The organism is Nitrospinota bacterium (genome assembly GCA_016208975.1).
Lineage (GTDB): Bacteria > Nitrospinota_A > UBA7883 > UBA7883 > JACRLM01 > JACQXA01.
In genome coordinates this window covers 301,807-321,059 of record JACQXA010000001.1, presented here as the reverse complement: position 1 = coordinate 321,059, position 19,253 = coordinate 301,807, and the positions used below count along the sequence as shown (strand labels likewise).

The 19,253-nt window shown below is 55.9% G+C and carries 20 protein-coding genes; all 20 read right to left on the bottom strand.

What is annotated here, in order from left to right; genetic code table 11:
* Nucleotides 1-15 precede the first annotated feature (15 nt).
* The gene (locus HY751_01440; GenBank protein ID MBI4665051.1) at nucleotides 16-1,656 is read right to left on the bottom strand and encodes an NAD+ synthase; all 1,641 of its coding nucleotides are present in this window, start codon (nucleotides 1,654-1,656) and stop codon (nucleotides 16-18) included.
* Nucleotides 1,628-2,515: a DUF3108 domain-containing protein gene (locus HY751_01435; protein ID MBI4665050.1), complete on the bottom strand. Its 888-nt coding sequence runs from the start codon at nucleotides 2,513-2,515 to the stop codon at nucleotides 1,628-1,630. The genes HY751_01440 and HY751_01435 overlap by 29 nt, the downstream gene beginning before the upstream one ends.
* Nucleotides 2,516-2,549: 34 nt before the next feature.
* On the bottom strand, nucleotides 2,550-3,188 hold the full coding sequence (locus tag HY751_01430) for a class I SAM-dependent methyltransferase (GenBank protein MBI4665049.1): 639 nt from the start codon (nucleotides 3,186-3,188) through the stop codon (nucleotides 2,550-2,552).
* A gap of 47 nt (nucleotides 3,189-3,235) precedes the next feature.
* On the bottom strand, nucleotides 3,236-6,793 hold the full coding sequence (locus HY751_01425; GenBank protein ID MBI4665048.1) for an AsmA-like C-terminal domain-containing protein: 3,558 nt from the start codon (nucleotides 6,791-6,793) through the stop codon (nucleotides 3,236-3,238).
* A gap of 85 nt (nucleotides 6,794-6,878) precedes the next feature.
* A complete protein-coding gene (gene rplS, locus HY751_01420; GenBank protein MBI4665047.1) occupies nucleotides 6,879-7,220 on the bottom strand; it encodes a 50S ribosomal protein L19 in 342 nt (113 codons plus the stop codon).
* Nucleotides 7,221-7,241: 21 nt separating this feature from the next.
* Nucleotides 7,242-7,832: an RNA methyltransferase gene (locus HY751_01415; GenBank protein MBI4665046.1), complete on the bottom strand. Its 591-nt coding sequence runs from the start codon at nucleotides 7,830-7,832 to the stop codon at nucleotides 7,242-7,244.
* Nucleotides 7,829-8,566 (bottom strand): tRNA (guanosine(37)-N1)-methyltransferase TrmD, encoded by a 738-nt coding sequence (trmD, locus tag HY751_01410; GenBank protein MBI4665045.1) that lies wholly within the window; start codon nucleotides 8,564-8,566, stop codon nucleotides 7,829-7,831. The genes HY751_01415 and trmD overlap by 4 nt, the downstream gene beginning before the upstream one ends.
* 9 nt (nucleotides 8,567-8,575) lie before the next feature.
* A complete protein-coding gene (gene rimM, locus HY751_01405; protein ID MBI4665044.1) occupies nucleotides 8,576-9,154 on the bottom strand; it encodes a 16S rRNA processing protein RimM in 579 nt (192 codons plus the stop codon).
* A gap of 4 nt (nucleotides 9,155-9,158) precedes the next feature.
* Nucleotides 9,159-9,389: a KH domain-containing protein gene (locus tag HY751_01400; protein MBI4665043.1), complete on the bottom strand. Its 231-nt coding sequence runs from the start codon at nucleotides 9,387-9,389 to the stop codon at nucleotides 9,159-9,161.
* A 100-nt stretch (nucleotides 9,390-9,489) separates the two neighbouring features.
* Nucleotides 9,490-9,732, bottom strand: a complete 243-nt coding sequence (rpsP, locus tag HY751_01395; GenBank protein MBI4665042.1) for a 30S ribosomal protein S16 — start codon at nucleotides 9,730-9,732, stop codon at nucleotides 9,490-9,492.
* 31 nt (nucleotides 9,733-9,763) lie between these two features.
* The gene (ffh, locus tag HY751_01390; GenBank protein MBI4665041.1) at nucleotides 9,764-11,101 is read right to left on the bottom strand and encodes a signal recognition particle protein; all 1,338 of its coding nucleotides are present in this window, start codon (nucleotides 11,099-11,101) and stop codon (nucleotides 9,764-9,766) included.
* Between the two features lie 130 nt (nucleotides 11,102-11,231).
* Nucleotides 11,232-11,750, bottom strand: a complete 519-nt coding sequence (locus HY751_01385; protein MBI4665040.1) for an NAD(P)H-dependent oxidoreductase subunit E — start codon at nucleotides 11,748-11,750, stop codon at nucleotides 11,232-11,234.
* A gap of 164 nt (nucleotides 11,751-11,914) precedes the next feature.
* The gene (gene atpE, locus HY751_01380; GenBank protein MBI4665039.1) at nucleotides 11,915-12,226 is read right to left on the bottom strand and encodes an ATP synthase F0 subunit C; all 312 of its coding nucleotides are present in this window, start codon (nucleotides 12,224-12,226) and stop codon (nucleotides 11,915-11,917) included.
* Nucleotides 12,227-12,348: 122 nt separating this feature from the next.
* The gene (gene atpB / locus HY751_01375) at nucleotides 12,349-13,011 is read right to left on the bottom strand and encodes a F0F1 ATP synthase subunit A (GenBank protein ID MBI4665038.1); all 663 of its coding nucleotides are present in this window, start codon (nucleotides 13,009-13,011) and stop codon (nucleotides 12,349-12,351) included.
* A complete protein-coding gene (locus tag HY751_01370; GenBank protein MBI4665037.1) occupies nucleotides 12,995-13,387 on the bottom strand; it encodes an ATP synthase subunit I in 393 nt (130 codons plus the stop codon). The genes atpB and HY751_01370 overlap by 17 nt, the downstream gene beginning before the upstream one ends.
* An 11-nt stretch (nucleotides 13,388-13,398) precedes the next feature.
* Nucleotides 13,399-13,632: an AtpZ/AtpI family protein gene (locus HY751_01365; protein MBI4665036.1), complete on the bottom strand. Its 234-nt coding sequence runs from the start codon at nucleotides 13,630-13,632 to the stop codon at nucleotides 13,399-13,401.
* 135 nt (nucleotides 13,633-13,767) lie between these two features.
* Entirely contained in the window at nucleotides 13,768-14,442 is a 675-nt protein-coding gene (gene phoU / locus HY751_01360; GenBank protein ID MBI4665035.1) for a phosphate signaling complex protein PhoU, read from the bottom strand.
* 25 nt (nucleotides 14,443-14,467) lie between these two features.
* Nucleotides 14,468-15,277, bottom strand: a complete 810-nt coding sequence (locus tag HY751_01355) for a phosphate ABC transporter ATP-binding protein (protein MBI4665034.1) — start codon at nucleotides 15,275-15,277, stop codon at nucleotides 14,468-14,470.
* A 42-nt stretch (nucleotides 15,278-15,319) separates the two neighbouring features.
* Nucleotides 15,320-16,924 carry a phosphate ABC transporter permease PstA gene (gene pstA / locus HY751_01350; protein ID MBI4665033.1) on the bottom strand — a complete coding sequence of 535 codons (1,605 nt, stop codon included), beginning with the start codon at nucleotides 16,922-16,924 and terminating at the stop codon, nucleotides 15,320-15,322.
* On the bottom strand, nucleotides 16,921-19,161 hold the full coding sequence (locus tag HY751_01345; protein MBI4665032.1) for an ABC transporter permease subunit: 2,241 nt from the start codon (nucleotides 19,159-19,161) through the stop codon (nucleotides 16,921-16,923). The genes pstA and HY751_01345 overlap by 4 nt, the downstream gene beginning before the upstream one ends.
* Nucleotides 19,162-19,253: the final 92 nt, after the last annotated feature.

Below are 19,253 nucleotides of genomic sequence, written 5' to 3'. Positions count from 1 at the left end.
GCGCCGTTTTACCGGCTATTGTTCATGAAACCTGCACGTTATCGGAAGCCTTCTGTCGCGCCCGAACGCCTTTGCGGTTATTTTGATCCCCATAGGGCTCTGCCGCCGCTTGTATTCGTTCAAGTCCACCATCCGTGCGACCCTCGAAACAAGTGTTTTACTGTAACCCAATTTTATAATCTCATCAATAGGCTTATCGTGTTCAATGTATTCCCTCAGGATAGGGTCCAGAACATCATATGGCGGAAGGCTGTCTGTGTCCTTCTGGCCGGGCCGCAATTCGGCGGAGGGCTCCTTTTCTATGGACTCTCTTGGAATAAGCTCTCTACCGGCTTTTCTGTTGCGCCACAGGGAAAGGGAGTAAACCCGGGTCTTGAATACATCCTTGATCACCGCCAGGCCTCCGGCGGTGTCTCCGTACAGGGTGCAGTACCCCACGGCGGTCTCGCTCTTGTTGCCGGTGGTCAACACCAGCCACCCGAACTTGTTGGACAGGGCCATCATAATCCCGCCCCGGATCCGGGCCTGGATGTTCTCCTCGGTAATGTCCGGCTCGCGTCCGGTAAATGCTTCGGCGAGAACGCCGTCAAATGATTTCATCAGTTCCCCTATGGGGAGCGATAGCATTTCTATCCCCAGGTTAGCCGCCAGATGGGCCGCGTCGTCCACCGAGCCTTTGGAGGAATGGGGGGAGGGTAGAGACACGCCTTTCACCCGCCCGGGCCCCAGGGCGTCCACGGCGATGGTGGCCGTAAGCGCCGAGTCTATTCCGCCTGAAAGGGCGACAACCACCGTCTTGAACCCGTTTTTATTTACATAATCCCGCAGGCCTGTAGCGAGCGCCGTATAAATCTCCTCGTCCTCGTCCCGGATAATATGACGCTCCACCGGGGGCAGGGGAGGTTTGGCGGCTTCCCCCGGAGCTACCGGCCCCACGTCCACCACCAGCAAGTCCTCGGCGAAAGCCATCGCCTCGGCGGTTATTTCCCCATCAGAACCGCAAATAAAAGACCTGCCGTCAAAAACCAGTTCGTCCTGCCCACCGGTCTGGTTGCAATACGCCATGGGCATGCCCAAGCTCCGCGATGCTCCGCGCACCAGATCCCGGCGCAGGTTGAAAGCGTTGTGTCTGTAAGGGGAACCTGAAATGTTTATTAAAAGATCCGCCCCATCCCGGGCCTGATTTATGAGAATGTCGTTCTCAACCCAGATGTCTTCACATACGGATACGCCGATAGCCACACTACCCCTTTTCACCAGTGGGCCGTTCTTCCCCGGCAGGAAATAGCGGCGTTCGTCGAACACCCCATAGTTGGGCAATTCGGTTTTGTGGATGGTTGCAATCCACTCCCCTCCGGACAGCGCGCAGGCGCTGTTATATAGCGCGCCCGGTTTTCCGGTGGGGGCGCCAACTATCACCGTCAAATCCTTTGGAGTAATTGCCGCCAGGGAGGCAAGAGCTTCCGCGCAGTTTTTTATGAACGACTTTTTCACCAGCAGGTCTTCCGGGGGGTAACCGCACAGCGCCAGCTCCGGGAACGCCACCACGTCAGCGCCCATCCGGGCGGCGCGGGCCATATAATCGCCGATGAGCCGGACGTTGCCGGGTATGTCCCCCACCAGCGGGTTAATTTGAGCCAGCGCCAGGCGTATCATGAATCTCTTTCCTTGCGTTTGAAGGCGCGCCGCCGGGTTGAGCCGCATTGGCCGCCCCCGCCGGCGCGATTACGTTTATATCAGCCCCGCGCCATTCCCTCAACCGGGCATAGAACGCGCCTATGACTATTTTCGATTTTACCTGCACGGGGGCGAAAACCTTGTCGTCCGAAAACCATACGGTCATGGAGCCGCGCCGCTGGAAAATCCCCTCGGATTTTAGCTGAGGCTCCACCACCACGGTATCTATCATGGCGCCGGAATCCAGCGTTATGCGCTCCTTTCGCAGGGTTTTTATCTCCAGCTCGTATTTTTTCCTGTCGTCGAACACCGGGATCATCACGCTTTCCCCGATCTTTATCTTGTCCCTCATGGAGCGGAAGGCGTAAAGGGCCGAGAACGAGTCGTGGCTGTTGTGATAAGCGGGATACTCCTCCGGTTTATCGTTATCCACCTTGTAAATGGCCACGTTCCGCTTGTGGTCGAACTCTATTACTTTCGATTTCCTGTAATCCCCCTCGGAAATCTTTATGTCCACCCCCAGGCTCCGTATGTTGACCGCGTCGAAATAGGAGAACGAATGATCGTCCACCTTGTAAAAGGTCCGCAACCAGCCGGTGGAGCGGGCGATGAGGTTCACGGCGAAAACGGTGGAGTCCGCCATTTCAAGCTGGTTTTTTATATACAGGAAAGCCTCGCCCCCTTTTATGCCCATCCAGGATACGTCATAAACGAGCCGCTCGCCGATGTCGAAAGGAAGGTTTTTGGCGGGGGAGGGGGGCTCTGTTTGCTCCTGGGCCACGCCCCAGGTTGAGAAGGCTAGCGCCAGCGCCGCCAGAAAGGCTGTGCCCCGTTTCAAGAGCGCGGCGCCCCGCCAGCGCGGGCGGCTGTGGCTAATTGCTGGCCTGGGCGGCGTACTTGTTGTTGTAGGCATGCACAACCTGCCACAAATCCAGCTTTTTAAGTTTCCTGGTTTGATATACCTGCAGGTTAGTGGCCGCCACCAGATCTTCCAGGGACATGTCCATCCTCCAGCCCAGCTTCCTGAAGAACGGATCGCAGAAGTTTTCCATTTTGGCGATGACCGGATTGGAGGAGACGAAATGGTTCACTATAACTATCTGGCCGTTTGGCTTGGCCACCTTGCGCATCTCGTCTATCACCTTGAACGGGTCCGGAACGACGCTGATTATGTGCGTGGCTATCACGAAATCGAAGGTGTTTTCCTCGAAAGCCAGGTCGCACGCGTCCATCTCCATAAGTTGCACGTTGGTGAGGCCCATTTTTTCAACCTTTTTCCGGGCCTGTTTGAGCATATGCGAGGAAATGTCTATTCCTGTGACCTGGCAATGGCTGGGGTAAAGCGGAAGCGTAAGGCCGGTGCCCACGCCCACGTCCAGCACACGGGCGCCGGGCGTGATGTTGAGGTTGCTTATGGCAAGCCTCTGCCGGGGGTGGAAGAAGCCCTTGAATAGCAAATCGTAAATAGAAGAATAGTTTTTGTATATCTTCTGAATGCTATCGTATTCCATCGCCTCTCCTGATAAACCTGATCCAGTTAATTATTCACGCCGGATCTTTACTCGGCCTTTTTACCGTTCAACGCCTTTAGAAAATCCATCGGAAGCTCAAAAAGGCGTTTAAATATGCCAGCGATACCGCCAGCCAATGATTCTATCGGAATGGCATTCACCTCCGGATCGCCCAAGGGGCCTTTGGCCTCGAAATAGGTGACCAAAAACCCCTTATTCTCACCGGTGAGTATATACCCGGCCACCGGTATGGAGCTTAATACCCGGTCCACCGTAACGAAAGGCATTATGCCGATCTGCGCGTCCACAGTGTTTGCGCCGATGTCGTAACCGCCGATGGCCGAAATTCGCATTGCCTCCGAATCCACCATCAAATTCTCCGTCCTGGCCACGCCTCCCTTCACATCGAAGTCCGCCGACATGCTGTTGTAAGGCATGCCGTCCACAGCCAAATCCGGAAATTTGAGTTTAAAATATTGCAGAACGTTAAGCAAAGAAAAAATTTTCGCCAATGCGTTGAACCGGTGTATGACGCCGCCTCCAGCCCGGGCTTCCAGCCTGCCGCTTAAGGAACGTTTCATTTCCCGCCACAACGAGCCTTTGCCGGAAATATCACCCCGCAGGTTCAGCTTGCCGGTAATATCTTTTCCAGCGCCCAGCGATTCGGCCAGGAACCGGTCGAAACTCAAGTCTTCCACGTCTATCCGGGAATCGAAGGTTATCCCTGGCTCCTTGGGCAGGTAAATATCCCCGCTCCACCGCCACCGGCCGCCGTGGGCGTCGAAGGTGAGGGGGTTAACATGGAACGTGTCCCGGTCATATTTTATGCGGACGTTCAGGCCGGTGTAATTTAGTATGCCTATACCGCCTTTTTTTGATTTTATGTACAGGTTCCATATCCAGTCCGGCGTGGGCGTGGGCTCGGTGAGGGCGGCTTGCCTGGCAGGAGGCTCCGGGGCGTCGTCGGGCAGGGGTTTGCCGAAAAAGTCGCTCAAGTTAAGGTTGTCGGCTTCTATGTTCAGGGTGAACTCGGGCCTGTCGCCGAAAAGCCCCTGTCCGGTTACGTCGAACACCGCGTCGTTGAACCTGCCTCCGGCATTCTTGAGGAAGATGCGGTTGTTTATCAGCTCAAACTCGCCATGACTTTGGTTTATCACACCGTCCAGCACCGGTAGCTTGAAAGCGGCCCCTTCAAACACCCCATAGCCAGCCAGTTTGATGGGCTTGCCTTCGGCGCTCTGCATGGAGAACTTGCCTTTTATCCCTCCGGCGCCCTGGATGTCATCGAAGAAGAGGAAGAACCTGTCCAGGTCATCCAGCCTGGCGCCATCGGTTTCAATGGTCAAATCTATCCCCTGGCCCCGCAAGAACTCACCGATGCCTCCGGACACCACTATCCGGGAGCCGCCGATGTCCACATTCAGCCGGTCTATGGTCACCTTCTCCCCGTTGCGTATGGCGCCGGTGAAAGTGTAAACGTTTTTAGTGCCCTTGAACTTGTGGATCACGTCCAGAAGACGGTATTCGGCTCCGGTCAAGTCCAGCTTGTAGTCCATCTTGAAATCGCCGAACCGGCCTTTAACGCCCATGTCTAAAAGACCAAGCCCGGTCTGGTATAGCATGCGGTTGTAAGCCAGGAATTTTATGGAGCCCATGTCCTCCAGGGAGATGGCCCCGCCCAGCTTCATGTCAAAACCGGGTTTCTTTTTTAGAGTGTCTTTTAAGGAGCCATTCAACGCAAACGATGACGCTCCGGCCAGCCACTTTACGCCGGTAAGCTTAATCTCCTTGAGATCGCCTGCTATCTCCCCGGAAAGGCCGTGTATGGGCAAGCCCAAAGATTCGTGGGATAGCCCAACCTTGTCCAAGGTGATCTTTCCCCTGGCCGCCACGGTTTTTACCAGATCCCTGGTGGATCCGGAGATGTTCAAATCCACCCGTACCGCCCCACCTGTGAACGTAACTTTTTCGAGGCTTCGCTTAAATTCCGGCGAGGACATCCTGCTACTTAAGAGCTTCCCGGCCTCTGGCAGATTAACATCGGCCTTTACCGCAACGTTGAAGCTGGGCCACCCTTCAAGCCCTGTAAGCTCTCCGGAGATCTCTTCCACCGAGCTGTTACCATACCTTCCAGCCAGGTTCACAAGCCGCAACTTGTCCCCCTCAAGCTCGAAAATTCCATTCATATCGTCGAATGGCAGGGCCATCTCGGGAATCTGCGCCGAAAGACCTTCCACCCTCAACCGGCCGGAGAAGAGTTTTAAAGAGTATTGTTCCGCCGATGACCGAAGCTGTTCCACACTGCCGGAATAGGTGAAATCGTTCAGGTACAGTTTTCCCTTTTTGACGCTTTGTTTAAGGAAAGAAACCTGCTGAGGGGTAAGGGCCGTGCCCGGAACGTATTTTTTCACGTTTTCCAGGTTTATGGCCCCGGTGTTCAGCGAGAAAATGATGGAAGGATCTTCCAGGGAAAGGCCTTCTATCTTCCCGGTCAGTTCGGCCATCAAGCCGTCCAAATCCGCCCGGGCCTTTTTAATATGGAGGTTGTTGTTCCATCCGGCCACGTCGTAGGCTAACGTGGCCCTTTGGGGGCGGGCTACGAAATCGGGAACGCCTTTGAACCCGGCCTCGATGGAGGAAAGCCCTATCCTGCCTTTGGACACCAGCCCCCTTTCAAAATCGGTGGCCAGCGAGCCGCTCCAGGAGAGGGCGCCGGTGAAATTGTCGAAAGGGGCGAACGGGCGCAGGTATGGCCAGAACCGCTCCATATCCAGGTTGGAAAGGGAGACAGCCCCTATAAAACCCGGGCCATCGTTCCCCTCCAAATCCTCTATCAAACCTTTCAGAGGGTCGTTGGAAACCCTGCCCGCCAGCAACAACCTGGCCGGCGAGGCTCCCCGGTTTCTCATCAGCGCTGAAAAGTTTATCCAGCCGGGTTTGGCAACGCCGCCCCGGGAGAAACTTGCGTTTATGCTGTAAACATTGGCCCGGACGGGGAGGGTGGCGGCAAGGGAATCCTTCCACCTGATGTTCCCCCCGGTGATGGAGGCGGATTTGAATGTGGACATGGCCGTTTTGATGATGTCAGATATCTCGACCTTCTCATCGGGTTTGACGTTTAGCAACGGAATGTTGAACGTTCCATCATTCTTTCGCCATATCCTGGCCACCGGCTCCTCCGCCGTGAACTCGTCAAAGGTTATATGGCCGCTCAAGGCGCTTATAACGCTCATCCTGGCCTTGAGGTTCTTGATGGACACCACGGGTTTTCCGTCCACCTCCATCACCACGTTGGACAACTCCACCGCAGGCCCCCAGCCGGTAATGGTCATGTCCAGCCGGTCAAACCGGGTTTCGGCTTTCAGCTTTTCGGAGATAAGGTTCTGGAAGAAGGGGCGGAACTTTTCGATGTTGATGAAAAGCGGGGCCACATATAGAAACGCGCCCAACATGACGGCGATATACACAATGAGCGCCGAAACGGCGCAAGCCGGGTGTTTTATGAAAGAGTGGCATTTTTTAAGGGATATCCAGCCGGAGGCAGGGGCGTTTTCCGGCTGTTGGCTGGGCCCAGAATCCTTTTCGTTCAGCGGCCCTTCGTTCATATTCTATACGAGGGGAAAAGCGGACTGTGGTTTTTAGGCCCGCGTGGTATTAATTAGCCCCGGCAATATACCGGGGCAGATATGCCTAGAACCGCTCGGCCAGCCTGGCGGCTTTGCCTTTCAGCTCGCGCAGGTAATACAGTTTCGCCCTGCGCACCTTGCCAGACCGCACAACCTCCAGCTTCTCCACCCGGGGGGAGTGTACCGGGAATATGCGCTCCACGCCAACGCCTGAAGATACTTTGCGCACCGTAAAGGTCTCTTTGAGGCCGTGGTTCTTTTTTGCTATCACCACGCCTTCGAATATCTGGATGCGCTCTTTCTCGCCTTCCACAACTTTTATATGCACACGAACCGTGTCCCCTATGCGGAATTCGGTAGTGCTCTCTTTCAGGTAATGCTTCTCTACAAACTCAATAGCCGTCATCTCTAAATCCTTTATCCTAAATTACCGCCATCGCCCAAGCAGACGGTCTAAAATAATCGCCGCCGCGCATCGGACCGGCAGGTGGTTGAACTCATCCGCGCCCTCCACCGGCGAAAGCCTTAGGGCCGACCGTTCCATCACCGAGGGGGCCAAGCCATGCCCGGTGCCGAACAAAAGCGCCGCCCGTTCCATCTTGGCCATTCTCTGCCGGGCCTCTTGATAGCCCACAGTGCCGGCCGCCTTCCGGGCGGCCGTGGTGATTAACTCCACCCCGTCACCGGAAAGCTTAAAATTATCAATCATATCATCAATGGTGTCAACCACTTTTAAACATTCCAGGGCTTCTTTGCGGTGGGGGTTGTACCCCGCGCCAAATCCCTCGATCCAATGGCGCGACAGCCGCTCCACCAGCCTCTGCTGGGCCTTGACCGGTGTGATGATGTAAAGGTTTGAAACTCCGTAAGTCCTGCACACCCGGGCGAAATCGTGCACGTCCAGCGTGGTGACGGAACTTACCACTTCATCCCCCGGCTTGTTCAGCACCGGGTAATGCACCAGCGCCACAGCCAGATTTTCGGCCAAAGCTTTGTCCGGTTTGTCCGTGTCGCTCATGGCTGTTCCTGCTCCATAATCCGCCTGGCCAGTTTCCATTCATCTTCAGACAATCCTGCTTTCCCTAAAAGCTCCGGCCGCGTCCTGGCGGTTTTTATTATGGACTGCTCCCTCCGCCACATCTCTATTTTTTTATGGTCGCCGGATAGCAAAACCTCCGGCGCGGACGATTCCATAAACTGTGGCGGCCGGGTGTAATGGGGATGCTCCAGAAGCCCCGCCGAGTGGGATTCGTACAGCACCGAATCCGCCTCTTTCACCACCCCAGGCACAAGCCTTGCCACGCAGTCCAGCGTCACCATGGCCGGGATTTCGCCCCCGGTTAGCACATAGTCGCCTATGGATATTTCCATGTCGCAAAAAAGCTCCACCACGCGATGGTCCACCCCTTCGTACCGGCCACAGAGCAGTATGAGGCCGGGAAGGGTGGAAAGCTCCCGCGCCATGGATTGCGAAAGTAATGCGCCGGAAGGGGACATAAGCGCCACCCTGGCCCCGGGATTATCCTTTTTAAGTTGCGTGACCGCTCCAGCGAAAGGTTCTACCTTCATCACCATTCCCGCTCCGCCGCCGTATGGATAATCGTCGGTGACGTGATGCTTGTCCCGGGCCCATTGGCGAAGGTCGTGCACGTGAACGGAAAGCAGGCCTCTTTCCCGCGCCCGGCCGATGATGGAATGTTCCAGCGGCCCGGCGAACATTTCGGGGAATATGGTCACCACATCAAAACGCATGAGGCGGTTTTACTCCACCGTTTCCATGGGTTTCACGATTATCTTCCCGTTTTTCACATCCACGCTCACGATGGTTTCCGGTATGCAGGGCAATAATATATCTTCTCCTTTGGGCGGTTTTATTACCCAAACGTCCCTTTCTCCGGCGGGGAAAAAAGATACCAGTTTGCCGATGCTGTTCCCGGCCACATCGAAAACCGGGAGCCCTATGATTTCCTCGAAATAATAATAGCCATCATCCAGGTCCGGCATCCTGCTCCGCTCAACGCGCATGAGAGTGTTTTTTAAGGCCCCGGCTGACTCTGGCGAGTCCAGCCCGGAAAGTTTTACGATAAGCGAAACGCCCGCGCCACGGATGGATTTGATGGTGAAACGCAGGGGAGGGGAGGATCCGTCTTCGGTGGAAGCCTCTATTGGTTCACCCACGAGGCCGCGGATCACCTCTTCGAAAAACGGGATGAGTTTTAGTTCCCCCTGGACGCCGTGGGGTTTGATAAACCTTCCCACGGCCACCATAATGCCCTTGGCGGGGGAAGGTCCAACAGCGCCCCCCTCCGTTTTGCCCTTGGGGTCTTTGATATGAGCCAAAGGGTTATTCTACGATTTCCAGCACGGCCTTTCTGTTGTGCTTGGCCGCCGAAGCGGAGAGGATGGCCCTCATGGCGGCCGCGGTTCTTCCCCGCCGCCCGATAACCTTTCCAAGGTCATCCGGCGCCACCCGCAATTCCACCGAGGTGATGTCCTCTTCGTCCGTCTCCACCACCGAAACCTGTTCGGGATGGTCCACCAGCGCCTGGGCCATGTGTTCGATAAGTGTTTTAATCATCCACGCCTCATTCCGGGCCGCCTGTCGGGGCGTAGCCCGGTGTCTTTATAGCCAGCCTTAATTCTGGTGAAAGCCTTTTACGGCTTTATCAAAAATACTAGCGAACGCCTTCCTTTTTCAGGATGTCGCCCACGGTGTCAGACACTTCCGCGCCAACTTTCAGCCAGTAATTTACGCGGTCTTTGTCCAGCGTAACCTGGTTTTCGGCCTTGGCCGGATCGAACAAACCCACGGTCTCCAGATACTTTCCGTCCCTGGGGCAACGCGAATCGGTGGCGACTATCCGGTAAACCGGCCTTTTCTTGGCGCCCATGCGCCGAAGTCTCAAGACAACAGCCATTTAGTTCTCCTATCCTCCTGTAAGGTGATTATCACATGCCAAGCCCGGCGAAAGGGTTAGCCATGGACTTCTTCCCCTTGAACCGGCTTAAGGTTTTCATCATTTTCTTCGATTTGTCGAAATTTTTCAAAAGGCGGTTTACGTCCGTCACTTCCATGCCGGAGCCCAGAGCTATGCGAAGCTTGCGCGACATGTTGATTATGTGGGGAGTCTCCCGTTCCTTCCTGGTCATAGAGCAGATGATGGCTTCCACCTTCGTAAGCTCCCTGGGATCCAGGTTCATATCCTTCATGGCTCCGCCAACGCCTGGTAGCATCTTGAGCAACTGCTCCAATGGCCCCATTTTCTTGACCATCCTGATCTGATCAAGGAAGTCGGTAAGCGTGAACGAGGCCGAAAGCATCTTGGCCGCCTGCTGTTCCGCCTGTTTCTGGTCTATGTTCTCCTGGACCCTTTCTATAAGGCTCATCACGTCGCCCATGCCCAGGATGCGGCCCGCAAGCCTCTCGGGATGGAACGGCTCGAACTGGTCCGTTTTCTCGCCGACGCCCACAAACTTTATGGGCGCGCCGGTAACTTTTTTTATCGAAAGGGCCGCGCCGCCCCGGGTGTCGCCGTCCAGCTTGGTAAGCACCACGCCGGACATGCCGATACGCTCGTTGAACGCCTTGGCCACGGTAACCGCGTCCTGACCTGTCATGGAGTCGGCCACGAAGAGTATCTCGGTGGGGCTCACCAGGTTTTTCACAGCTTCCAGCTCCGCCATCATGTCGTCGTCTATATGCAGACGGCCCGCGGTGTCTATCAGCAAAACGTTGGCGTTTTCTTTGGCGGCGAATTCCATGGAGCGCTTGACGATGTCCACAGGCGCCATGGATGGGTTGGAGTCGAAATAGGGTATCTCAAGCTCGCGGGCCAGGATTTTCAACTGCTCGATGGCGGCGGGGCGGTAAATGTCCGCCGAGGCCACCATGGGCCGGTAACCCATTTTTGCGATATGCCGCGCCAGCTTGGCGGTGGTGGTGGTTTTACCGGAGCCTTGCAGGCCGGTGACGAGGATTTTGGTGATCCCCCGTTCCGCAAAAGCCAGCGGGGCCTGTTGGCCGCCCAAAAGCTCCACAATCTTGTCGTGGACTATTTTCACGAGATGCTGGCCAGGCGTAAGGCCCGGCATGGTCTGCGCCCCCAGCGCCTCTTTGCGCACGCCGGCGATGAATTCCTTGACCACGGAGATGTTCACGTCCGCCTCCAGCAGAGCCATGCGAACCTCGCGCATGGCCTCGGCCACGTTCTCTTCCGTGAGCTTATTAAGCCCGCGAAGCCGCTTTACGACCCCGTCAAGCCGCTCGGTCAATCCTTCAAGCATCAGTAACCAAAAATCCTGTGAAAATGAAAAACCTTCCGGTGGTTTTAAAACCGCCCGAAAGGCTAAAATGCCAAGCTGTTAACTATATCAGAAACAAGCTTGTATAATCCACAACTAAAACAATTCTCTGGTTTTAGGCCGGAGCCGTTCTTTTACCGTCCTTAAGGTCGTTCATAATGCCGGTGAACATGTCCGCGTCCAGGTAACCCACCGCCTCGTTGTTGACGGTTATCACCGGGGCCAGCGAGCATGCCCCGATGCACGCAACCTTTTCCACGGTGAAAAGCTTGTCCACCGTGGTTTCGCCTGGGGTGATGTCCAGCTTTTCCAGCGCCTTCTCCACAAGTTTCAGGGAGCCTTTCACGTGGCAGGCCGTGCCACAGCATATCTTGAGCATGTATTTGCCCCGGGGAGTAAGCCGGAACTGGGCGTAAAAGGTGGCCACGCCTGCCAGTTGCGCCAGCGTCATCCGCGTAGCGTCGCAGATCATGAGCATCGCCTTGCGGGGCAGATAGCCATAATGCACCTGCACTTTCTGCAGGACGGGGATTATGGCGCCCCGGGCGTTTTTGTATTTGGCCAGGACCTCATCGACGTACGACAGGTCTTCCTCCTCATCGGGGATAACGGTGGTTGCCGCCGGTTGGCTCATTTTAAATTCTCCCAGGTTCTTGCTCGGGCCTAAAAAGCGGGCCCAAAACGCTTTTTTAGATAATTTTACCTCAACCGCGCCGTGAGCGCATCAAGGGAACGGCCCGCCCGGGAAAAACCGGACGGGCCGGACAAGACTGAACGAAAACTTCTAAACGCCGGATCCTAGATGAACGGATTCGCGTACAGGAGCAGAAGAACGATAACCAGTGTGTAAATAACCAGCGACTCGATCAGCGCAAGGCCGATAAGCATGTTGGTGAAAATCCTGCCATAGAAACCGGGGTTCCTGGCCATGGCGTTCACAGCGCCGGAAACGGCGTTGCCCATGCCTATGCCGCCGCCGCCGGCCGCAAGGCCAAGGCCCACCACCGCGCCCAAGGCGATGTAGCTGAAAAATCCGGCGTATCTGCCTTCTTTCGACACCTCTGCGCCAGCTTCACCGGCCGCCGCGGGGGCAGGCTCATGCTGGGCCATCGCCACCGGGGCGAAAAGCATCGTCGCCGCGAAAGCCAGAAGGCCGGCGAACTTTAACATCTTCTTCACTTTAAGTATCCTCCTAATTCGAAAAAACGTGGTAACCGTTGAAAACCGCGTTATCAGTGCGCCTCCTCTAGCGCTCCTGCTATATAAACCATCGAAAGCAGTATGAACACCAGGGTTTGCAGGACGCTGGTGAAAACCGCGAAGGCTATCATGGGCATGGGCAAAAACAGGGGTATAAGGAAGCCCAGCACCAGTATCACAAGCTCCTCCCCGCGGATGTTCCCGAAAAGCCGCACGGCCAGGGTTACCGGCCGGGCCAGATGGGAGATCAACTCTATGGGGACCATCAGCGGAACCATCCACCACACCGGGCCCATGAAATGTTTCACGTAGCCTATGCCATGATGGGAGAAACCCACATATTGATAAAGCAGGAACACCGTGAGCGCCATGGCGATGTTGGTGTTTATGTTGGCCGTGGGCGACACGCACCCGGGGAACAGCCCTATGAAGTTGGAGCAGAATATGAAGAAAGCCAGCGCGCCGATAAGGGGGAAGTATTTCACCCCTTCATGGCCGAGGATGGACTCCACAAACTGGCTCAACTCGTAAACGATGGTCTCCATCACGTTCTGGAACCCGGAGGGGGCCATCTTGACCGCGCCGCGGACGAAAATGGCCATCAACACGAACCCGAGCATGATGACCCAAGTGTAAGTGATGTGCGGGTAGTGTTCAAACCCGGGGATCACTATGTAATTAATAGGCTCTTTCATAATTTCCCTTTAAAGCCTTCATCACGTTTAACAATGCCAGCGCCATGGCGCCGCCAACGGTGGAGGACAGCCCCGCTATCAGCGCGGGGAAGTTTATCCATCCAATCTCATTAAGCGCCAAAATCACCCCGCCAAGGGCGAAAAATCTTAAATAGAAGGAAATAACCGCTTTCACCCGGGCCGCATCGGCGGGACCGCCGCCTTTGAGCGCCGCGCCGATAAGCTTCCACAGATACGCCAGGTTCAAAAGGGCCACCATCCCGCCGAAAGCCAGCGAGAAGATGACCGCGAAATTCCACAAGAGCGCCGCCACCGCCAGCATTGCGGCGTAAACCGCCACGCTAAGGTTACGGAACCGCTCCGCGTCTTTTTCCATTTGTCTATTTATCAGTCTGAGCCTTCTTTCATGGCCGTGCGGTAAACGTTAAGGAAACCGGCGGCCACGCCGAAGATCAGGAACAAAAGCATGAACCATGGCTTGGTTCCAAGCCACCGGTCCAAAGCTAACCCAATGCCAAGCCCGATCAGGATGGAGACCGCAAGTTGCATCCCCACCGTGCCAAGCAGATAAAATTTTTTATACGCCTCGAATTTCGACTTGCCGTCGTTATCTTCCGGCATTTAAACCTTCAAATCCGCTTGTTCCAAAGGGTTTAGCCCAATCTTCGAGAACGTAAAAATTTAGCAGGAGGGCCTGGGGGTGTCAAGGTTTTTCTGTTTATTTCGCTTTGCAATACGGCCACCCGTAGAGCCGTTTTACGGGTTCTTCTGGAAATCCTCCGCACGGTGGCGCACTATTTCACCGTCTATCATGTAAATTACATCCTCGGCGATGTTGCTGGCGTGGTCGGCTATCCTTTCCAGGTGGCGCGATACGGACAGGAAATGGATGAGCTGGTCCAGCCCTTCCGGATGTTTGCGGATGCCGTCTTTAACCTTGTCGTACATCTGCCGGTTGATGGCGTCCACCTCGTCATCCATGATTATCACTTCCCGGGCCATGTGCGAGTCCAGGTTGAACAGGGCCTCGAGGCTTTTCTCCAGCATGGCCTGGGCTTTGTCCGCCATGGAGGGGAAATCGAAAGGCACGTCCAGCTTCGCTTTGGTGGAGAGGAATATGGCCCGCTCGGCGATGTTCACTGAGAGGTCGGCTATCCGCTCCAGCTCGTTGTTTATCTTGAGCACGGCCACGATGAAGCGCAGGTCGTTGGCCACGGGCTGGTGGAGCGCCAGGATCTTCAGGCACTCCTCCTCCACGTCCACCTCCATGTGGTCTATGTCTATGTCGTGCTCTATGATCCTCTTGCCCATCTCCGCGTCGCGCCGCTCGATGGAGTTGACGGCCTTGTGGACGCTCTCTTCCACCTTCACGCTGAGCACGCGGAGCATGTCCTTCACGCGCTCTATCTCTTTCATCAAGTGTTTCGGCATCTGTTATGTCCTTTCGCGCGGGTGGTTAACCGAACCGGCCCGTAATGTAATCCTGCGTCCGCTTGTCCAGGGGGTTGGTGAAGATATCTCCCGTCACACCCACTTCAACCAGGTCGCCCAACAACATGAAACCTGTGAACTCCGACACCCGGGCGGCCTGTTGCATGTTGTGCGTCACGATTATTATGGTGTACCTTTCCTTTAGGTCGCCCATAAGGTCTTCTATCTTCGAGGTGGCGATGGGATCCAGCGCCGAGCAGGGCTCGTCCATCAGCAATATCTCCGGCTCCACCGCCAGGGCCCTGGCTATGCAAAGCCTCTGCTGTTGCCCGCCGGACATGCTGAGGGCGCTTTCGTGAAGCCTGTCGCTTACTTCTTCCCACAACGCCGCCGACTTCAGGCTCCGCTCCACTATGCCGTCCAGGTCCACCTTGTTCTTTGTTCCGTGTATGCGCGGCCCATAAGCTATGTTCTCATAAATGGACTTGGGGAAGGGGTTGGACTTCTGGAACACCATCCCCACGTGCTTCCTTAACTCCGACACCTTCACGGACGGGTCGTAAATGTTCCGCCCGTTCAGCAAAACCTCGCCGTCGGTCTTCACGTTGTCCACCAGGTCATTCATCCGGTTGAGACAACGCAGGAGGGTGGATTTGCCGCAACCGGATGGGCCGATAAGCGCCGTGACCCGGTTTTTGAGGAACGACATGTTGATATTTTTCAGCGCCACTTTGGCGCCGTAACTTAGCTGGAGGTTGCGGACCTCCATCACCGGCTCGCTTTCAGCCACAGCGCTGGCGTCTGTGAAAGAATACGGGTTCTGGCTTTGTTCCATGGTGGTAATTTCCGCTTGCATTTGTATTGGTGTTATTGATTTCTATACCGCGGAGGTGGAAAATTTCTTCCTGAGCCTGTTGCGCGCCGTTATGGCCCCAAGGTTTAGCAACAATACGATAACCAGCAATAACAGGGTGGTAGTGTACACCATGGGCCTTGCCGCGTCCACGTTGGGCGACTGGAAACCCACGTCGTAAATGTGGAACCCAAGGTGCATGAACTTGCGCTCCAGATGGGCGAAGGGCCACACCCCGTCTATGGGCAGGGATGGGGCCAGCTTCACCACGCCTGTTATCATAAGAGGCGCCACTTCACCCGCCGCCCGGGCCATGGCCAGGATAAGGCCCGTCATTATGGAAGGGGCCACCGCCGGAAGCACGACCCTCCAGGTTGTCTCAAACTTGGTGGCGCCCAGCGCCAAAGACGCCTCCCTTATCCCTTTGGGGATGGAGGCCAGCCCCTCTTCGGTGGCCACTATCACCACCGGCATGGTAAGCAGGGCCAGCGTCATGGAAGCCCACAAAATACCCCCCGTGCCGAAGGTTGGGGTGGGCAGGGCTTCGGAGAAAAACATTTTATCTATGGAGCCGCCCAGGAAATATATGAAAAAACCCACGCCGAACACGCCGAACACTATGGATGGAACTCCGGCCAGGTTGTTCACCGCTATGCGCACGATGCTCACGAAAGTGCCCTGCCTGGCGTATTCGCGCAGGTAAAATGCCGCCAGCACCCCAAGCGGTGTAACCATGACGCTCATTATCATCACAAGCATCACAGTGCCGAATATGGCGGGGAACACGCCACCTTCGGTGTTGGATTCCCTGGGATTGTCGAATATGAAATCCCGGAATTTTGAGACGTAATAGCCGATCTTGCCGAAAAATCCCAGGCTGTTGGGGGCCGTCACCCGTACTATCTGGGAGATGGGCATATCTTTTTCCTGCCCGTCGGCGGCGACAAAAATCACATGGGTTGTCTGCTTAGCCCTCAGCGCCGCCACCTCATCCATCAGCTTGGAGTAGCTTTGTTGGATGGCGTCTATTTCCGCCATTAAATCGCCAACCTCCGGACCTTCCTTGACCCCATTCAATTCCAGCCCGCGGAGCTTCAGCCTTATCCTTTCCTGCGAAAGGTTTAAGGCGCCCACGTCTTTGCGCTCCAGGGAATATATGCGGCTGGAAAGCGTGGCGGCCTTGTCCACCTCGCCGGACAGCAGTTTTAGCCCCTCTGGGCCGCCCAAGGCGAGCTTCCTGTCGCCATCGAGGACTTCTTTTATCTCACCTATAAGGTCGCCCCATTCCAGCCGCTCCACCAGCGCGGCGTTTTCCGGGGTCTCCCGCTTGGTAATGTCGCTCTCGTTGATCCAGAGGAAATCGGAGCCGTATAAATCCCGGTTTCCCTGTTTCACCTTTATCCTGAATTCGCCCTCGTGTCCGGGAATGTTCTCCCGCTCCCACACCTGGCCCATTACGGCCCGCCCGTCGGATAGCGAGAACCGCTCTATCTTTTTGGGCCAGAAAAAGCCCATGCCGTTTATCACGATAAGCAGGATAAGCCCCACAACCATCAATAGCGAAAACGCCAGCGCCGAGCCGGTTATCCAGATAAAAGGGTCGCCGCCTTTTAAAGTGTTATTGCTCATATCTCGCTATACTTCTTTCTGAGTTTCAGCCGTATAAGCTCGGCGGCGGTGTTCACCAGGAAGGTCATTATGAACAGCAACAGCGCCGCCAGGAACAGGGTGCGGTAAAGCGTTCCCTGTTCAGGGGCCTCGGGAAGCTCCACGGCGATGTTCGCCGAAAGGGCGCGGAACCCGTTGAACAGGCTCATGTCCATCACTGGGGTGTTGCCAGTGGCCATTAGCACTATCATCGTTTCGCCCACGGCTCTTCCGAAACCTATCATCATCGCCGAGAAAATGCCCGGACTGGCCGCTGGAAGCACCACCCGCAGGGCCGTCTGCCAGGGCGTGGCGCCCAGCGCCAGCGAGCCTGCCGTAAGATGCCGGGGCACGTTGGACAACGAATCCTCCGCGATGGTGAAGATTATAGGAATTACCGCAAAACCCATGGCGAAACCCACCACAAGCGAGTTGCGCTGGTCGAAGGTGATTCCCATGGCCGACACCAGCCATTGCCGGTAATCGCCAGCCAGCGCCACGGATTCAAACCCCATTCCAAGCCATATGGCGACGAACCCCGCCACGAATACCGCCGGGATCAACAACCATATCTCCATCCCGCTGGCAAGCTTGTGCCTGGCTTTTTCAGGAGCCAATTTCCGCCATGCCAGGAAGGTGGCCAGCACAAAAGCCGGAACCACCACCGGCATCATGAAAATGCCGGGGGCCACTTTCTCCATGACCGGCGCCAGCCAAAGGCCGGCGATAAAACCCAGCACCACCGACGGGAGCGCCGCCATAATCTCCACCGTGGGTTTCACAATGCCACGCATGGACGGGCGCATGAACTGGGAGGTGTAAAGGGCCGCCAGCAGAGCCAGCGGCGCGGCGAACACCATGGCGTAAAACGTCCCCTTGAGTGTTCCGTAGATAAGGGGCGTAAGGGAGAATTTACCCTCGAAATCGTCGGTGCCGCCGGTGGATTGCCAGACATAATCCGGCTTGTCGTAACCTTCGTACCACAATGGAGTGAAAAGGCTTTTGAATGTGACTTCGGGATGGGGATTGTCCACATGCCACCGGTTTATGCCCTTTACGCTTCCCGCCAAGATCCCGTCCCCCTTGGGAGTAAGTGATATGGCTGAATACTCGCCAGTTTTGAGCGTCAGGAAAGTAACACCGGTGGTGCCGTAATGCAGGGCCACGTCGCCGGATTCGCCGGCGGTGATGAAACTCTTGTTTCGAGCGGACTTGGAGAAGGCTTTAACGGCTGTATTATGCCGCTGGAACTCGTAAATCCTGGCCAGCCGTTTTTCACCATCCTGGCTTTTAACCACCTGCCAGGAGCTTACCCCCCCGGCGGTGTCGCCCACTATCAGTGTGCGGTCGCCCAGCAAGAATCCAAGCGCGCTTATGCCCGCGCCGGAGCGGGACGAGGCGGCGGTGGATTCGGCCACCACCATCTGGCCGTCATTGTTTCTGTTCAGCCGTATTACGTTGCCAGCCGATGTGCCGGCGAAAATGTCTTCTCCCCGGTCGTCGGCCAGCAGGGCGGTTATTTCCCCCTCAACTGGCAACGTTAGGGACTGCTCCATCTTCTCCGGTACGGAGTCACCAATCAGGCTTTTGGATTCTTGAGCCGTGACCAGTGAAATTTCCTTTGGGCCTGTTACAGCCGCGGTAATGGCGCCATCTTCGGTGATCGTGTGGGTAAGGATCCGGATGGGGTTTTTGCCGATTCGCAAAAACTCTCCAGGGGCCACGCCAGGCTCCACATGGCGTTTCCCATCGTCGCCATAGGTGGCGCTAAACTCCAGCTCCAGCGGCAAGATGCGTCCGTCTGAAAGCCCCAGCGCATACCCGGTTTTGCCGTAAGAGGTTACGCCGGTAATGGTGGCGCCACTCAAGTCCGGCAGTTCAATGGACTTCGAGGGCCTTGCGTCCTGCAGGAAATGGAACCGCGCCCCTGAAGGGAAAACCACCGCTCCAACTTCCTGGTATTCATCGGAGCTTATGGCCAGTGGTTTTTCCACGTTTTGAAAGCCGAAATCCACCGACGCCTCCGGGTCAACCGAAAGCTTTTTGAATAACGGGTAAACCTCCGCCACGATAACCAGCAAAATGGCCATGATCGAGGCGATTATCGTAACTCCGCCAAGGGTGACGGCGTGGCTGGCCCAGCGGTCGAACTTTAGCCGTCTGGAAAGGACGCCGCCTTCCCTGGACAGCCCGCCCTCGTTTTTTTGGCCGTTGCTCATGCCGTTTCCGATCACAGACTGAAGGTTAATTTATTTTAGTGGGATCCCAAGCCGCCGCCAGGGATGAAAGGGTAAGCCGGATACTGGCCGCC